Annotated in this window: 13 protein-coding genes; 6 read left to right on the top strand and 7 right to left on the bottom strand. The window is 60.1% G+C overall.

The genetic code is table 11. From position 1 onward, the window contains the following. Positions 1–221: 221 nt before the first annotated feature. From ACX114_RS18940 to dndA, 4 genes are all read right to left on the bottom strand, one after another. On the bottom strand, positions 222–698 hold the full coding sequence (locus ACX114_RS18940) for a hypothetical protein (protein ID WP_459299680.1): 477 nt from the start codon (positions 696–698) through the stop codon (positions 222–224). Positions 699–712: 14 nt separating this feature from the next. Then, positions 713–2,857, bottom strand: coding sequence for an AAA family ATPase (locus ACX114_RS18935; protein ID WP_459299678.1), 2,145 nt, complete (start codon positions 2,855–2,857; stop codon positions 713–715). Between the two features lie 199 nt (positions 2,858–3,056). Then, the gene (locus ACX114_RS18930) at positions 3,057–4,982 is read right to left on the bottom strand and encodes a DEAD/DEAH box helicase family protein (protein WP_459299676.1); all 1,926 of its coding nucleotides are present in this window, start codon (positions 4,980–4,982) and stop codon (positions 3,057–3,059) included. A gap of 745 nt (positions 4,983–5,727) precedes the next feature. Beyond that, positions 5,728–6,858: a cysteine desulfurase DndA gene (gene dndA / locus ACX114_RS18925; RefSeq protein ID WP_459299674.1), complete on the bottom strand. Its 1,131-nt coding sequence runs from the start codon at positions 6,856–6,858 to the stop codon at positions 5,728–5,730. A gap of 100 nt (positions 6,859–6,958) precedes the next feature. On the opposite strand from dndA, the gene dndB reads away from it, so the two are divergent. The 5 genes from dndB to ACX114_RS18900 are packed head-to-tail and all read left to right on the top strand — an operon-like array spanning position 6,959 to position 13,517. Further along, positions 6,959–8,119 carry a DNA sulfur modification protein DndB gene (gene dndB / locus ACX114_RS18920; RefSeq protein WP_459299672.1) on the top strand — a complete coding sequence of 387 codons (1,161 nt, stop codon included), beginning with the start codon at positions 6,959–6,961 and terminating at the stop codon, positions 8,117–8,119. Next, the gene (dndC, locus tag ACX114_RS18915; protein ID WP_459299670.1) at positions 8,106–9,680 is read left to right on the top strand and encodes a DNA phosphorothioation system sulfurtransferase DndC; all 1,575 of its coding nucleotides are present in this window, start codon (positions 8,106–8,108) and stop codon (positions 9,678–9,680) included. The genes dndB and dndC overlap by 14 nt, the downstream gene beginning before the upstream one ends. Continuing rightward, positions 9,677–11,656, top strand: a complete 1,980-nt coding sequence (dndD, locus tag ACX114_RS18910) for a DNA sulfur modification protein DndD (protein WP_459299668.1) — start codon at positions 9,677–9,679, stop codon at positions 11,654–11,656. Before dndC ends, dndD begins: the two co-directional genes overlap by 4 nt. Before the next feature lie 14 nt (positions 11,657–11,670). Further along, positions 11,671–12,057: a DNA sulfur modification protein DndE gene (gene dndE / locus ACX114_RS18905; RefSeq protein WP_459299666.1), complete on the top strand. Its 387-nt coding sequence runs from the start codon at positions 11,671–11,673 to the stop codon at positions 12,055–12,057. Continuing rightward, positions 12,054–13,517, top strand: coding sequence for a DNA phosphorothioation-associated putative methyltransferase (locus tag ACX114_RS18900; RefSeq protein ID WP_459299664.1), 1,464 nt, complete (start codon positions 12,054–12,056; stop codon positions 13,515–13,517). The genes dndE and ACX114_RS18900 overlap by 4 nt, the downstream gene beginning before the upstream one ends. On the opposite strand, the gene ACX114_RS18895 is transcribed toward ACX114_RS18900, so the two are convergent. From ACX114_RS18895 to ACX114_RS18885, 3 genes are read right to left on the bottom strand one after another with little or no spacing between them, the layout of a single operon-like run. After that, a complete protein-coding gene (locus tag ACX114_RS18895) occupies positions 13,502–14,182 on the bottom strand; it encodes an IS66 family transposase (RefSeq protein WP_459299662.1) in 681 nt (226 codons plus the stop codon). The genes ACX114_RS18900 and ACX114_RS18895 overlap by 16 nt on opposite strands. Beyond that, positions 14,070–14,936 (bottom strand): IS66 family transposase, encoded by an 867-nt coding sequence (tnpC, locus tag ACX114_RS18890; RefSeq protein WP_459299660.1) that lies wholly within the window; start codon positions 14,934–14,936, stop codon positions 14,070–14,072. The genes ACX114_RS18895 and tnpC overlap by 113 nt, the downstream gene beginning before the upstream one ends. A gap of 56 nt (positions 14,937–14,992) precedes the next feature. After that, a complete protein-coding gene (locus tag ACX114_RS18885) occupies positions 14,993–16,132 on the bottom strand; it encodes an IS630 family transposase (RefSeq protein ID WP_459299658.1) in 1,140 nt (379 codons plus the stop codon). A gap of 52 nt (positions 16,133–16,184) precedes the next feature. Between ACX114_RS18885 and ACX114_RS18880 the strand changes: the two genes are divergently transcribed. Further along, positions 16,185–16,439, top strand: coding sequence for a LexA family protein (locus ACX114_RS18880; protein WP_459287847.1), 255 nt, complete (start codon positions 16,185–16,187; stop codon positions 16,437–16,439). The last annotated feature ends 43 nt before the right edge of the window (positions 16,440–16,482 follow it).

Raw genomic sequence — 16,482 nt, 5'->3', positions numbered from 1 at the left:
CAGCACCTAGGGGCAAACCGGGAGGCCGAATCCGAGACAGGAATGGGTAGCAGGGAGGGAGGAGGCAGACCAAGTAGCTGGGCTTTAACTACCTCGGTGAGGACGTCCAGAACGTCCCAGCCCTGCTGCTTGAGGGGGCGGACGATGGTCAGCACCCTTTCCACGTATCGGCTACCAGACGCTGACTGAGCGCCGCAGAGCAAAAAGCGTGCGCGGTAACATTAGCGATAGGCTTCGAGGTCGCGCAGCAGGTCCTCGACTCTAATTTCCTCACTCTTCTCGATTCCCCTCAACGCTTCGAGCGTAAATACCGCCAACCCGTGACCATAGCCTTCCGGAGCGGGCGTCTGAAAAACACCCTTGTCCCGCATTTCAAGCAGCCCTCCGTGCACGTACCGCTCCAAAACCTTGAACATCTGAGGCAGGTTTTGTTCCCCTATGATATCGGGTATCGCCTTACCCTCTTTACGCACCGTATGAGCGATTGCGAGCACATAGAGGCGATGCCTCTCGTCTGGTGTGAAGTACTGCCACTCAACGGGATGTTCAAACGGACCATCGGCAGTACGGTCCGAATGGAACCCAGCGTACGCAGCCAGCACAACCACTTCGGTAAAGCGCTCCGCAATACCAAACTTCTTAAGATTCTGAAAAACCTGCTCAAACTCCAGGGGGCGGCGAATTCCAACGTCGGCCATCGGGACTGTCCTCTCTACTTGGCCACTCTGATGAAGGTGGAGTCGGTGTTTGAAAGTTCGACGTAGGGAAGCTTTCCAGTTTGGACGTCGATTGTCTCGTCAACCTCCAACTCCTTCCCTTCCTCAGCAGGCAGACCTCCCGCCAGATCCCCGCGCGTTACGCGCCGCGTGAGGACGAATTCGGCGCCGATACGATTTCGCAGGGCCGCCCGCATCTCCTCGCTCCACTGGGTCTTGGTCTGAATCAGGACGACTTGCCCGACGCATGCCGGCAAGGTGCTACCGATCCTGCGGTGATAGTTGCGGTCCAGTGAGCCAAACTGGCTATCAATCACGATGGAGAAGACCGCGTCCTCTCGCCGCTTGGTAGCTGCCTCAGCCACGCCCGTAATGAATGCCAGGCTCAGCGTCTGCCCCTCGCCCGTAGAATCAGACACTACGATCTCGTGCTGCCCGATGCGCTCTACCAACGACAAAGCATAGCCATCGCTGACTCGAGGAATGTATCCCGTGATGGAATAGCGTTGAAAAATTTCTCGGATTCGTTCTTCCAGCTCTGCCCTTACAACCTGCTTCTCCAGTTCAAGATAATCAGCCATGACACCGGCGACCTTGCGACAGACGCTGGCTCGCTTCTTCGCGGTAGCGGCGGCCTCGTTCGTCACGTCCAGCCCATCAAGATCATTTAGGATTCCGGTGAGTTCCTCCTTCGCACGCTCAATCTCGGCCTTATTAATGCCAATCAACTGGTTTAGACTTGTGAGTTTACCAGTCAACTCGTCTCGCCTCTGAACGAGCTCTTTTGCATCCTCCGTCTCCCGGAGGACTTGTGCCTTCTTCGCCAGGGCGTCCCGGAGGTTATCCAACCGTAGGTCGAAGTCACTGATGGCGTTATTCTTTGCAGAGATCACCGCCTGAAGCTCTACACGCTCCCGCGAAACCTCAGTCGCTGCAGCGGTCGCGCCAAACAGCTGTGTTTGAACCGAAGAGAGATCGGGCTTTTCAAGCTCGGCTAGCAGAATCTTTTTAGCTTCCTCGATTTCTGGGCGTTTGGTGGCTTCACAGGTGTCGAGGTCAAGGCTCCTTCCGCAGATACATTCTAGTCTATCTAGCAGCTCTTGGATGAATGGGCGGCGGATCTTGTACGGCAGCTCCCCCTTCCTCCGCAGGTCAATGCTAGTCTCCAAGAAGAGGCGAGTAGCATCGAGTCCGAACGCGCCCCAGCCACGCTGCATGACCTCGCGAAACAGCTCGGCTTCGGTGCGTTGGAGCTTCTCCTCCGCAACGTCGATCTGAACCTGAAGATTCTTTCGCTCCTCCTCAACGATGCGCGTCTCCTTGTTGCGCTCAAGGTTTTCGGTGATGGTGCGAATCTCTCGTTCGAGTTCCTCGGCAGTCTGTTTCTGCTCCTCGATGTTGGCGCCCAACCTTCCCATCTTGCCTTCGATGGCTTCCTTCTTGGCAAGGAGGTCCTTGAGCTTCTCATTGTGCTTCTCGTGGTCTCGCACTTCTCGGTCAAAGATATCCGCCGCTTCGCGGAGGTGCTTGGCGCCGGATTGAAGCTCTTGCAGCCCGACGAATACTTCGACAGCGTGGCGGACATCATCTTCGTTCTCCGGCTTCGTCAGATTTGCGATGCGCTCACCGTCGATGAAGAAGTATTGGAACAAGTCTTCGGGGATGATTTGCTCAATGTAGGCACTAATCTCTCCCGGGTCTTCGAGCATCATTGTTCCAACCCCGGGACGGCTATAAGTCAAAATCGCCTTTCCGGCTGGCGCCTGGGCGCGGTCAGGATCTGTGGGAGGGTTGCCTGGTGCCACCTCCTCACAAGAGCGCTCGATGACATGTAGAACGGATTGCCCAGCGACTCGCGCCTTGAACTGAAGGCGGACAGTCGCACGAACCAGTGTTCCCGGTTGAGATGCCTTCAGGGCTCGCTTGTTCACCAAGTTCCAAGGGTGCTTGAGCGCCTTCGTCGTCTTGCCAAAAAGCACCCATGTGAAGGCGTTGAGCACTCCAGACTTGCCAGCTCCGTTGGTACCGTAAATCGCGGTAACGTTCCTTGGGCCAGACAAAGCGAAGTCTATCCGTTGGGGCTCGCCATCAAATGCTTCGAATTGCCGAAAGTTACTGAACTCAATCGAGACCAGTTCCATTAGCCTTGTCCCCTGCTAGTTTCGTCTGAGATGAGTTCACGGACATGATCGACGATGCGGAGCCGGGGAGAGGGCTTTCCTGCACCCTTCTTCAGTTCGTGCCAGTCGCCACGACGTTCGTGTTCGCGGACCCACACGAAAAGCTTGCGCTCTTCACTGGACAAGGTATTGAGCAGCGCCTCCTGTTGTTTTTTCACCATCAAGTATCCCCTGAGAATCCGATCAAATTGTACTGTTCACGCAGCGGGCGCAGCCTTTTCAGCGAGACCCCCTCATTGCGAGCGAGGCTTGAGAACTCGACAATTCTCTTGAGCTCTCCGCGGAGGAGGTCCCGCTCCGTCTTCCAGGCCATATCGGTGCCACCGTTTGGCGGCACCACCACGAAGTCGTAAATCGTCGCATGCGTTTTCTGCGAGGTATCATCTCGGCGAAGCAGGCGCCCGCGCCGCTGGATGAACTGCCGTGGGTTTCGGCTACTTGCAAGAATGTAGGCGGTACGCACAGGGGGGATGTCGACTCCTTCGTCAAGGCACCGGATAGCGACTATGGCCTGGATTCTCCCTGTCACAAGCTGAGTCTGGAGGCGCAAACGTTCCTCCAGCTTCGTCTCGGCAACGTAGATTCCGCACGTGATATGCAGGCGCTGAGCCAAGAGGTCGGCGACAACTTCGACTTGGCGCTGCTCGTCTGGATTGGGGTCGTCTCGATCTGTCTCGACGGTGCCGTCGCCGCAATAAATGAGGGTGCGGCTAACGGGCGCTCCGGAGGCGAGGCTCTCGCCGAGAAGCTCTTGCAATCGTCGGTGCTTGTTACTCGCGGAAGCGAGTAGACGCGCCCGCCTTGTCAGGAGAGCTGTCAGCGCCGCATCGCTGCTCTCACCCAATTGCCCAGTTTTGGAGATGAAGGGGCCTAACTTTCTTGTAATTTCCTGGTACCGCTGCGCCTCGCTGGGGGTGAGTTCGACCAGTTCGGGAAAGTAGTCATAAGGTACGAGGCTCCCCTCCGAGAGCGCATCGCCGAGGGTGTAACGGAAGACGACCGTTCCGAAGAACTCCAGGATTGCTTCCGTGCCATGAGGATCGAACCAACGTTCCGGAGTGGCGGAGAGCCCCAGGCGGTATCTGAATTCACCCGCCCTTTGCAAAGCGGAGAGCTGGGAGGAGGCTCCCATTCCATGCACTTCGTCGCCAATCAGCATGCGCGTCCCAGCGGGTGCTATGGCGGTGAGGAAGGAGTCCTCGGAGAAAGTGGCCATGGTCGTGATGGCCAGAACCACCGTCTGAGTGCCGGAGCTTAACAGCCCAATGGCGCGAGCCAAGGAGCCTTGCCATGAGCGCCGAGAGCCGTAGCACTTGATGGGGTGGAAACCGAAGGCCTGCGCCTCGCGGACCCATTGGTCGACGAGGTGAGTGTACGGACAGACAACGACGACCAAGAGTTGCTTCAGGCGCCGTGCGAGGAGGACACTCGCCGTAAGCGCCGTAATCGTCTTCCCACTCCCCGTTGCCATCTCCAGGACGCCTCGAAATTGCGCAGAAGTCCACGCCGCAATCGCGGCAGTCTGGTGGCGATGCAGCTTCAAGTTTTCGGGCACGCTCGGTTGACGCGAGCGATTGTCGGTAGGGAACTCGTCGCCACCTCGGGACATGGCTTCCTCGACATCATTGGTCTCGGGCGGTGGAGGATTATCCAGGAAGGTTGTGCACCACTCCAATGAGGATGCGTAATCGCGTACCTCGAGGCCAGCCACGTCGCCCTCCCATAGCGCTTCTAGGTGAGCATGTAGCTCTAGTGCTTGCTGTTGGTCCTCCGCCTTCCAGCTGCAGAAAACGTGAATCCGCTCGAAATTTTTATACTGTGCCGCATAGGTATCGTTGAGGGAGCCGGAAAACGCCACGAAGTCCCCGGAGTGGTCAAAGAAGAGTCCGACCTTCTCGTGATAGAGCCCCGGCCCCAGTGGCTCCACGGGACGGGCGAACTTCAGGCGGAAGTGTTTGCTCAGAAGCGCGGATGCTAGCAGGTGCCGTAGAGGATCCGCGACCTCAAGTGGTGGCGCATGTGTCGCCATGCTCACGTCCTTGAGGAACCCGTAGTCCCTTCGGGTCAGTACAGGGGCGACGACCATTCGAAGATCTCCCCCCCGATGGAGAAATGCATCAAGCTCAGGACGGACGGATCGCCACGAGGAGGTCGAGAAGAAGGCGACCCCTCGATAGTACCTTGTCGCACATGCAAGGCACGGACGTAAGAAAGTAGAGACGAAGCCGCGCTCACCCGAGGTGTATGAGCGGTCAAGCTGCAAATCGCGAAGGCGAGGGCTAGCCTCCATAGGCCGCGTTCCATACCACCTTGAATGCTCGGCTGTCACCCCGGTGCTCCAAGCAAGCGAACCTTCGCCGGGCGCTGTTCCTCCCCTACCTAGCCCTTACAAGGGGCCTTGCTAGCCGTGGCACTGGAAGCCGTACGAGCTGAGCGTGGCGCCGATGTGCCAAGCGCTGGGCCGGCCTTCGCGCCGTACTCTACCGCAGGGCCACCCAGTCCAAGCAGGGCCGGTGCGCAGAGGAAGCCAGCCTCGGTCACTGTCCCCCGGAGCAGCGGGTCAGAGTGTTCGTGGTGCTGCGTAAACCCAGGTTCGTGGCTGCCGCGCCCGCGGAAGTCTACGCCCAGCTGCCCGACGAGGGTTTACCTGTGCTCCGAGCACACCATGTACCGGGGCCAAGAACCACGGGGGGAGGGAACGCCGCAACCAACTGCGCCCCCGAACTACCCGGAGCCTAACTTCAGCACTTGCTGTTGTGCCGAACGGCCACTGCCCCTCTGCCTGCCCCGCGCCGACGCACGCGCGCCCCCCTGGGACTGGTATCGAGCCTCTACATCAATCCGCGCACCAGTGTTGCCATTCGCTCCCAATCCGCATTCGTAGAAAGGTGGCACCATGAGATGCGCACAGACTCACGCAGTTGCTGATCTGGCACCCCCATCGCCTGAAGCACATGACTAAGAGTGTATGACTGCGAAGTACATGCTGCACCATTGGACACAGCAGCCACCCCCTTCCACGCCAGCATAAGTGCTTCCGAATCACGTCCAGGGAAAGACAGATTTAACACGTGGGGCAGCATGCACGCTGGATCACCATGCAATCGGGCACCGAGCGGCATCAGTGCTGCCAGGGCCTGTTCGCGCAACTGCAATACTCTCTTCCTGCGACTCTCTCGATGACTGAGTGCCAGCTCCGCCGCCAACCCTAATCCAGCAATCAAGGGGACTGGTAACGTGCCTGGCCGCAGCCCTCTCTCCTGGCTACCGCCTGCCATCAACGGCGCCAGCGGAACCTTTTCAAAGCCTCGGCGCCGAGTGATGAGGGCCCCCACCCCCTTGGGCCCATAGATCTTGTGCCCGCTGATACTCATCAGGTCGATCCGGGAATTTCGCAGGGAATCTATTTCCTTACCAAATCCCTGAGCTGCATCCACGTGCAGATACGCCGGGTGCACTGCTAGCAGGCGACTTATGGCTTCCAGCGGCTGTATTACGCCTGTCTCATTATTCGCTTGCATCACCGATACAAGCAACGTGTCCGGACGCAGCGCAGCATGCACAGCCTCTGGGTCAACCCATCCGCCATGAGTCGGAGGCACCAGCGTCACCTCGAATCCCCGCTCTTTCAAGCGCTCCAATGGCTCCAGCACAGCCTTGTGCTCAATTGCAGTACTTACAATATGGCGCCGGCCGGTGCGCTCCCCGAAAGGGGCTAGCCCTAGGAGGGCGAGGTTGTTGCTCTCAGTCGCCCCACTCGTGAAGACCACCTCATCACGCTTGACTCCGACCACCGATGCCACCTGCTCCCGCGCGCGCTGTACCGCCTGCTGCGCTCGAGCCCCGAAGTCGTGGGTTCGGCTCCCTGCGTTGCCGTACTCCTCATCCATGTAGTGCATGACTAGGTCCCGCACGACGGGCTCCATTGGCGTCGTAGCGTTACAGTCCAGGTAAGCGGTCATTCTCCTCAAGCTCCGTTGACTTCGGGCGCGTGTCCCTTAGACTTCTGTTTGCATCCGACTTGACAAACAGCCGTCATCCAATTACTTCAGGCCCTACCTTATGCGTCGGGTCCAGTCCTCCATACCCAAGTCGAGCTCCCGCTCAGGAAGCCCAGCACCAGCCGCCCCGAACTTCGGCTACGTCTTTCCGGCCATTCGGGGGGTTCAAGCCCAGCACGAGTTCTATATCTCCATGTGCCCGCTGCGGCTCATCCCACGGATCTTCCTCTTCAACGAGGAGGAGCTGGTCCCAGAACTGCGCGCACAGCGCGTCCTCAATAAGGGACGTATCCCAGAGATAAGTCGCTACATTCTAAACAATAAGGCTTCCTACACCTTCTCCGCCCTCACAGCTTCTATCGACGGCGACGTGCGCTTCGTCCCCTTCGGCGAAGAGGGAGAGGCTCGTAGTCTCGGTAGCCTCCATGTCCCCATGGACGCCCGCTTCGTCATCAACGACGGGCAGCATCGCCGCGCCGCCATCGAGGCCGCCATCCGAGAGAATCCCGAGTTGGCGGACGAAACCATCGCCGTCGTCTTCTTTCTGGACGTAGGCCTGGAACGATGCCAACAGATGTTCGCGGACCTCAACCGGCATGCCATCCGCCCCTCCACTTCGCTCGGGGTACTGTACGACCACCGCGACGATTCATCCCAGGTCGTCAAACAGTCCGTCCTCAAGATTCCCCTCTTCCGCGATCTAACGGAGATGGAGCGCAGCACCTTGTCCGCCCGTTCGCGCAAGCTTTTCACCCTTAGTGCCTTGTACGCGGCCACGCGCGCCCTTCTCTCGCGCACGGAGGACCGAACCCTGGCCGAACGGAACGAACTCGCCGCCAGTTTCTGGCAGGAGACCGCGTGCCAGTTCCCTGAGTGGCAGAATGTTTGGGCGCAGAAGGTCAGTGCCGCGGAAATCCGGCGCGACCTGCTGCACACGCATGGAGTCGTGCTCCAGGCCATAGGTCGCGCCGGCAATGCCCTGGTACGCGAGCAGCCTCAGAGCTGGCGCAAGACCCTCGCGAAGATTTCCCGGCTGGACTGGTCGCGCGCCAATGCGAAGCTCTGGGAAGGGCGAGCCCTCGTCGGCGGTCGCGTTTCCAAGGCTTCCACACACGTTACTCTCACCACCAACTTGATCAAGGCGCACCTTGGCCTCCCCCTTACACCGGAGGAGCAGCGTGTTGAGGACGCCTACCTCCGAGGAGAGCATGCAGCGACCTGAGAGCAAGCGCCCTTCTGCCTTCGATACCCTCGGAATGAAGCAGACGGTTCAGGCGCTCTTGCAGGAGATCCGCGACCTGTACCTGGCCGACCATGTTCCCTGGGTGGTGGGCTACAGCGGAGGCAAGGATTCCACAGCCTCACTCCAGCTCGTGTGGATGGCACTCGCTGAACTGCCCGTCGAACAAAGGACGAAAACGGTCCATGTCATCAGCACGGACACGCTGGTAGAAAACCCGGTCGTTGCGGCGTGGGTGACACGATCTCTGCAGGTCATGAAGGAGCACGCGGATGCGTCGTCCATGCCGATCGTGCCCCACCGCCTTACGCCAGAGGTAGAGAACACCTTTTGGGTCAACCTCATCGGCAAGGGGTACCCCGCTCCGCGCCCCAAGTTCCGATGGTGCACCGAACGGTTGAAGATCAAGCCCTCCAACGCGTTCATCAGCAACGTAGTCCGTAAGAGCGGCGAGGCCATCCTCGTTCTGGGCACGCGCAAAGCGGAGAGTGCAGCCCGCGCTCGTTCCATGGAGCGCCTTGAGCGTCGGCGCGTGCGCGACCGGCTCAGCCCCAACGCCAGCCTGCCCAACTCGCTCGTCTACAGCCCCGTTGAGGACTGGACGAATGATGACGTATGGATGTTCCTCATGCAGTACCCCAACCCATGGGGTTACAAAAACAAAGACCTCCTGACCATGTACCAGGGCGCCTCAGCTGACGGCGAGTGCCCTCTCGTGGTGGATTCATCCACGCCTAGCTGTGGCGACAGTCGGTTCGGGTGCTGGGTCTGCACGCTCGTGGACAAGGACAAGTCCATGCAGGCAATGATCCAGAATGATGAGGAGAAAGAGTGGATGCTCCCTCTCCTCGAGCTGCGAAACAAGCTGGACGAGGATGACAAGAGCAAACGCGACTTCCGCCGCATGGGCGGCTTCGTTCAGCTCTTCCACAACAAGCCCATTCCCGGCCCCTACACGCAAGAGGCTCGCGAGAACTGGCTGCGCAGTGTTCTGGAAGCCCAGCAGTGGGTACGAACCCATGGTCCGGAGCATGTTCGCAACATCGAGCTGATCACCCTTCCCGAACTGGAGCAGATTCGACGCATCTGGGTGGTCGAGAAGCATGAGTTGGAGGACAACCTCCCGCGAATCTACGCTGAGGCCACAGGCTCTCAGTATCCGGGAGCACGACTGGACGACAACCTCGTCTTCAGCGCTGAGGACATGGCGTTACTACGCGAGGCTTGCGGGGGAGATCGCCTGCGTTTCGAGATGGCTCGAGAGCTCCTCGACATCGAGCGTCGCCACCGTTCCATGGCCCGACGCTCTGGCCTCTATGAGGCAATTGAAGGCGCCATCAAAAAGGGCTTCTTCACAGACGAGGACGATGCAACAAGGTACGCCGTTGCACGGCAAGAGGCGCGAGAGAAGCTCCAGGAATTGCGAGATTCCACAGAGGCCAAACGGAAGCCAGCGCAGGACAGGGCCGCCCCTAAAGAGTCCGAGCCCCGCCAGCTTACGCTGCTACCCTCCAAGTCCAAGAAGACTCAGGTCGCCCAATGATTCTCGATGAGCTTATTCTCCATAACTTTGGCATTTACCGAGGTCCTGAGCACATCCAGCTCACACCCACCTCACCCAACAGGCCTATTGTTCTCTTCGGCGGCTTGAATGGCAGTGGAAAGACCACGATGCTGGATGCACTCAAGCTTGTCCTCTATGGCAAGCTTGCGGATTGCTCCAACCGTCGAGACCTATCTTACGAAGATTTCCTCAGCCGATGCATCCACCGCGACGTCGCCCCAGAAGATGGGGCTGCCGTTGAATTGAGGTTTCGTCACCGTCAAGATGGACGAGAGCGCATCTACCGCATCCGTCGTTCGTGGGCTCTGAAAAGGCGACATGTTGGTGAGCAAGTTGAAGTTTATCTCGATGGAAAAGTAGATGAGGTAACTACTGAGCACTGGGCAGAGCTAGTCGAGGACTTCATCCCCTCGCGTCTAGCACAGTTCTTCTTCTTTGATGGTGAGAAGATTGAATCACTTGCAGATCTTGAGAAATCTGCAGAAGTTCTAGCCAGCGCCCTTCAATCGCTGCTCGGGTTAGACTTGGTAGACCAGGCTCAAACAGATCTGAAGGTTGTCGAGCGCCGTCAAAAGGAGAAGCAGCGCTCCAAGGAAGAACAGGAAGCACTAGAAGCGAGCAGGAAGGAGGCAGAACGACTCGACGCAAAGCGAGTTCGCGCAATCGAGGAGCACGCGTCCAAGAACAACGAGGTGGATCGCCATCGCAAGCGTGTCCACGAGTTGGAAGAGGAGTTCCGTAAAGCAGGGGGCGAACTCTTCGAAAAGCGGACCCAACTCGAAGCTCGGAAGAAGACTGTTGAGGAAAAATTAGCGTACACCCGTGAGAGCCTTCGGGCGCTTGCCGCAGATTCGGCGCCACTGCTTCTGGTGCGCGACTTGGTTGATGACCTAGCTGCCCGGTCCTCTCGCCTGGACACGCAGCTACAGCAAACTCTCCTCACCGTTCTATCTGAGCGTGATGAGAAGCTATTGGAAGTGGCCAAGCAGACCGGCATTCCTCCAAAGTCCTTGGAGCATCTGAAACGATTTCTGCTTCAGGATCGCGAGAGCCGTCAGCCGGCCAGAACCTCAGACGACAGTATTCGGCTCTCGATCGAGGCTAGCCAGGATGTGACGGCACTGCGGACTTCCCTACTTGCTGAAGCCCAGACCAGGGCCGCGTTGTTGCTGAAAGAGGTGCAGGCCCTTGATGGTGAGCTGACGCAATTCGAGCGGCAACTCTCGATGGTGCCAGACGAAGAGGCTGTCAGCAGCGTGGCCCGTAAGCTCGACAAGGCCCGTAAGGAATTCGCCAAGGCGGAAGCGGCCTTGCAAGTGGCCATGGAGGAGGTGCATAGCCTCCAGCAAGAGTGTTCGCGTAAGTGGGAAGCATTCGCACGGCTGTTGGAGAAAGACGTTGAGGAGAGCTTCCGTCATGAGGAGGCCGACCGAATCGTCCACCACGCACAGGGAGTACGAAGCGTGCTGGAACAATTCCGCCTCCGCGTGGTCGAGCGACACATCCGTCGTATCGAGCAGCTCATCCTAGAGGGATTCCAGCACCTGCTCCGCAAGGAGTCCCTGGTATCGCGGCTTGCCATCGATCCATCAACCTACCGGATGTCACTGTACGGAGTGAATGGCCAGCTCCTCTCGCCGGATCGGCTCTCTGCCGGGGAGCGCCAGCTTCTGGCCGTTTCCATTATCTGGGGATTGGCAAGGGCCGCTGGGCGCCCATTGCCCGTGGTCATTGACACTCCATTGGGGCGCTTGGACTCGGTACATCGTCGAAATCTTGTGGATCGTTACTTCCCGGCCGCCAGTCACCAAGTACTGCTGCTCTCGACGGACGAAGAGATAGACGAATCTGGATTGGAGCGTCTCAAGGGTGCGGTAGGCAGTGAGCGGATCTACCGCATCACATACAACGAGCGCGAGCGCTCCTCGCGGGTAGAGCGCGGATACTTCTGGTAGGGAAGGAGGCTTACATGTTCTTGGAGCACATCACGCTTTCCCAGGAGGCGAAAGAGCACCTCATCAAGCTCAAGCGCACGACGGGGATCATGAACTGGAACGTCCTTTGCCGGTGGGCGTTCTGTACTTCATTGGCCGAGCCCACCCCTCCCGCTGCCATGAGAATTCCGGCGGACAGTTCGGTTGAGATGACCTGGAAGACGTTTGGGGGCACGCACGCCGAGGTATACGAAGCGCTCCTGCAAATCAGGTGCATGAAAGAGGGATTGGAACTCTCTGACGAGGTACTTGCGGAGCAGTTCCGATTGCATCTTCATCGGGGCATCAACTACCTCTTCGCTGCCAAAGAGATACGCGAGGTAGAGAATCTCTATCGGCGTATTCCTGGGCTTGCGTCGTGAATGAAGCAGCACCAGGATTCGCCAGGCACAAGACGGCGCTTTCGCGGACAGACCTGTCCCGCCCGGTACGCTTGGCGCTGAACGACGGACTTATCACGCTGAGCGGCCGCGTCTTCGACTACGGGTGTGGCCGTGGTGGCGACGTGAAGCGGCTTCGTGAGCGTGGCTTTGAATGTGATGGATGGGACCCAGCCCATCGCCCTGAGGGCATTCGCGCATCAGCCGACGTCGTTAATCTCGGCTATGTCGTAAACGTCATTGAAGATGCTGACGAGCGCGCCGATGTCCTACGCTCAGCCTGGGCTCTGGCGCAGAGAGTGCTCATTGTAGCTGCCCGCCTTGAGATAGAAGCACATCAAGATCTCAGCGGATGTCACCGAGATGGATTCGTAACCCGCTTGGGGACCTTCCAAAAGCTTTATCACCAGGATGAACTTCGCCGATGGATCGAGAGCACTCTAGGTGTACCTAGTGTCCCCGCTGGACCAGGCGTCTTCTACGTCTTCCGTGATGAGGCTACTCGGCAGGGCTTCCTGGCCTCCCGATATCGCCGGACTGGGTCTGCACCTCGAATTCGCAAGTGTGACGAACTCTTCGAGCGCAACAAGGAAATCCTTCAACCACTACTCGACTTTCTTGAACGTCATGGCCGCTTACCGCAGCCCAAGGAGTTGGATGATGGGGCCAAAGCGCTGTGTGACGTATTCGGTTCAATCCAGCGCGCATTCCGGGTAGCCAGCGCTGTAGTCGATGGAGCGCACTGGGAGCACGTACAGCAGCAGCGCACAGAGGATCTGCTCATTTACCTAGCGCTCTCCAGGTTCAGCCGCAGGCCTCGGCTCACCGAGCTTCCTCCTTCGCTCCAATTGGACATGCGGGCATTCTTTACCTCGTATAAAGCAGCCTGCGAACTGGCAGATGCTCTTCTGCTTTCTGCCGGCCACATGCCAAGCATCGACCGACTCTTTCACGAGTCGAAGGTTGGCAAATTGACTCCTTCTGCTCTGTACGTTCATGAGTCAGCTCTCTCCGGATTGCCACCTGTACTCAGAATTTACGAGGGGTGTGCACGGGCTTTTATTGGCGCAGTGGAGGGGGCAAACATCATCAAGCTACATCGCCACAATCCGCGAGTTTCGTACCTCGCCTATCCAGATTTCGATTCCGATCCCCATCCCCGCCTGCACTCATCACTGTTCGTAGCGTTCCAGACGTTCCGCGTCGAGATACGCAACTTCAGTAATTCGAAGAACCCCCCGCTCCTCCACCGGAAAGAAGAATTCGTTGCTGCGAATTATCCTTATCGCGAGAAATTCGCTCGGCTGACGGCGCAAGAAGAACGGTACGAGCTATACGCCTCGCCCGAACGCATCGGTACACGGGAGGGGTGGAGCCAAGTTCTGCGCGACCGCGGTGTCAGCCTCCGCGGTCACCGAGTTGTCCATCAGCCCGGTTCATGAACGGCCTGCCGCAGAAGGAGTTTGTGGCCCGGCACGGCCTGTCTTTGCACGCCGTCCAGTATCGGCTCTACAAGAAGCCCCAGCGCAGCTCGGCTCGGCCCTCCGAGGTGAAAGGTCCGCCGTGGACCGCCTTTCTTCCGGTGGAGGTGGTTGCGTCCCCGCGTCGCCATCACGGTATCCGTCCGGCGGACGCCGTGCCGGACCGCTTGAAAATGGACGGAGACCGTGCTCAGCGGTGGTCGCGAGCTCGGGCGTGCGCAGCTGACGAGAGCGGCCGGAGCAACGGTGCTCAGGATGAGTCTGCGGCACACAGGCGCTTCTACTCGGAGGAAGCAACTCACCGATACCGAGTTGGGGTGCGTCTGCACACGTAGCAGCACGTCGGCCAGGTACTCCTCGGGATTGATGCCGTTGGCCTCGCAGGTGGCCACCAGTGCGTAGAGTCCCTCGAGGTTCTCACCCGCGGCCTCGTGGCCGACAAAGAGAAAGTTCTTTCTGCCCAGGGCCGCCTTTCTCAGGGCGGCCTCGCTGCGGTTGTCCAGCGGCAGGCGCTCATCCGAGAGGAAACGGCTCAGCGCTTCCCACTGCTTCAGCGCGTAGGAGATGGCCTGCCCCGGTGGCCCCTTTGGGCGGGTGGCGCGGCGCTTGGTCCTCCAGCCAGGCACGCAGCTGCTCAAGGACGGGGCGACTGTGGTCCTGACGCAGCTGGCGGTGTGCCTCGGTGCGCACCACGCCGGCCTCACCCGCTCCGGCCTCCACTCGGTAGAGCGCCAGGATGAGGTCCATCGCCTCGCGGGCTTCAGGCGCGGTGGCCAGGGCGTCGAAGAAGCGGCGCCGGCAATGCGCCCAGCATCCGACGCGCACTCGCCCCGAGAGCAGCGTGACCGCGTTGTAGCCCGTGTACGCGTCCACCACGAGCGCGCCCTGAGTGCCGCCCAGCACCTCTTTCGGCGTCCTGCTGGCTCGGCCCATGCTGAAGCGGTAGCCGATGAGCCACTCGCCTCGCTCATTCTGGGTGAGGAAGGTCCAGAGGTAACCCAGACGCGTCTTTTTCACGTCCAGCACCCGCAGCGGCGTCTCGTCTGCCCATACCACCTCGGCGGACGCAATGCATTGCAAGAGGTGCGTGGACAACGGCAGCAGCACCGAGGCGGCCAGGTGGAAGAGGTCCGTCAAGGTGCTGCGGCTCATGGGCACGCCGCTCCTCTCCATCCGCTGGGCCAGCCGGTGCAAGTGCATGGCGTCGGCACACTTGGAAACCACCACGTGCGTCAGGAAGCCGGGGCCGTACTCGCCCTTGTCCACCACGCCCCCACCGCACTTGCACGCAAGGACTTCCTGCACGTGCACCTGGCGCTCGAAGCGGGCCGGGAGGTACTCGTACACCTCGGTGGTGCGCTCCTTGCCCAGCGCCTTCAAGTCCTCGCTGCCGCAGGCCGGGCAGCTAGTACGTCGGCACAGAGGTTTTGAATGGTTCAGGCGGCGGCCTTGGATGCCGCCGCCTGCGCCGTCAGCGGGTAGGACTTACCCAGCTTCTGTCGGGCGGAGTCGACGCTGAAGCGCCAGCGGATGCGGGCGCGCGCGAGATTGCGCTGGCGCTGCCATCGCGCCACCTCGTGCTTGAGTGTCTTCACATCGCCCAGTCGCCGACCCAAGCACTGGCGCGTGAGGATGCTGATTTCAATCTCCACCATGTTCAGCCAGCTGGCGTGTTTGGGCACATAGTGAAATTCCAGTTTGCGCAGGAGTCGGCGCGCCTCCTGGGGCGGAAACGTCTCATAGAGGGCGGCGGCGCTGTGGGTGGAGAGGTTGTCGAGCACCACCCGCACCCGCTCCGCGTCCGGGTAGTGCTCGTCGACGAGGTCCCGCATCTGGCGGGCAAAATCCCTCGAGGTGCGGCTGGGCGTGACGTCCACGTGGCGTCGGCCAGCGTGCACGTCCAGGTGCACGAAGAGGTTGGCCGTGCCGTTGCGCTGGTATTCGTAGTCGTAGCGGCGGGGCCGTCCCGGGGCCGCGGGCACCGGCGTGCGCACCTCGCCGATGAGTTGGACCGGCGTCTCGTCGAAGCACACCACCGGGTGCGCCTTGTCGGCGGGTGCCGCATACAACTCCAGCACGTCCTCCATGCGCGCCACGTACTCAGCATCCACCTTGGGGATGCACCACATGCGCTTCTGCCAGGGCTTCAGCTCATTCTCCTCCAGGCGTCGGCGCACCGTCTCGCGCGAGAGGCCCTCGTGCTCGGTCAGCCGCACCATCTCGTCGGCGAGCAACTGAAGCGTCCAGCGTGCCCGTCCTGCTGGCGGCCCCGAGCACGCGGTGGCCACCAGCAAGGCTTCCTCCTTGCCACTCAGCTTGCGCTCCGCCCCCGCGCGCTGTTTCTCGTGGAGCGCGTGCGTGACGCCTCCTTCCACGAAACGGCGCTTCACCCGGAAGACGGTGGAGAGGCCCACCTGGACGCTTCTCGCGATGTCCTCGTCGGTGCGTTGGGCATGTGCGGCCAGCAGCACCTGGGCACGCTTGAGGTGGCGCACGCGCCCGGTGCCACCAGACACCAATGCCTTCAGCTCCTGCTTCTCCTCGGGGGTGAGTGTCACCCGGTGGCGTACAGTCATGGGAATCTTGCGCTCCAGCAAAGAATGGAGACGGACTACCCACGGGCACCGCGTGTCGATTCCCTCCGAACCACCACGCTTCACCGAACTGCAGGGCCAATACCTGGCCTTCATCTACGCCTACTCGCGTATCCACCGGCGTGCGCCGGCCGAAGCCGACATGCAGCGCTTTTTCGGTACCAGCCCGCCCACGGTGCATCGCATGGTGCTGGAGCTTGAACGCCTGGGCCTCATCCGGCGCAGCGCTGGCCAGGCTCGGAGCATTGAACTGCTTGTGCGGCCGGAGGCCCTACCCATCCTGCGATAGGCGGGGCCTATACCAACCGGTCAAATCCTCTGTGCCGACGTAC

The organism is Corallococcus sp. M7 (assembly GCF_054512695.1).
The sequence above is the reverse complement of the archived record's forward strand: the minus strand, read 5'-3'. Positions and strand labels throughout refer to the sequence as shown.

Excerpts from the sequence above, each read along its gene's own strand:
- ACX114_RS18940 (WP_459299680.1), bottom strand. The coding sequence starts at position 698 with ATGGCCGACGTTGGAATTCGCCGCCCCCTGGAGTTTGAGCAGGTTTTT.
- ACX114_RS18935 (WP_459299678.1), bottom strand. The coding sequence starts at position 2,857 with ATGGAACTGGTCTCGATTGAGTTCAGTAACTTTCGGCAATTCGAAGCA.
- ACX114_RS18930 (WP_459299676.1), bottom strand. The coding sequence starts at position 4,982 with ATGGTCGTCGCCCCTGTACTGACCCGAAGGGACTACGGGTTCCTCAAG.
- dndA (WP_459299674.1), bottom strand. The coding sequence starts at position 6,858 with ATGACCGCTTACCTGGACTGTAACGCTACGACGCCAATGGAGCCCGTC.
- dndB (WP_459299672.1), top strand. The coding sequence starts at position 6,959 with ATGCGTCGGGTCCAGTCCTCCATACCCAAGTCGAGCTCCCGCTCAGGA.
- dndC (WP_459299670.1), top strand. The coding sequence starts at position 8,106 with ATGCAGCGACCTGAGAGCAAGCGCCCTTCTGCCTTCGATACCCTCGGA.
- dndD (WP_459299668.1), top strand. The coding sequence starts at position 9,677 with ATGATTCTCGATGAGCTTATTCTCCATAACTTTGGCATTTACCGAGGT.
- dndE (WP_459299666.1), top strand. The coding sequence starts at position 11,671 with ATGTTCTTGGAGCACATCACGCTTTCCCAGGAGGCGAAAGAGCACCTC.
- ACX114_RS18885 (WP_459299658.1), bottom strand. The coding sequence starts at position 16,132 with ATGACTGTACGCCACCGGGTGACACTCACCCCCGAGGAGAAGCAGGAG.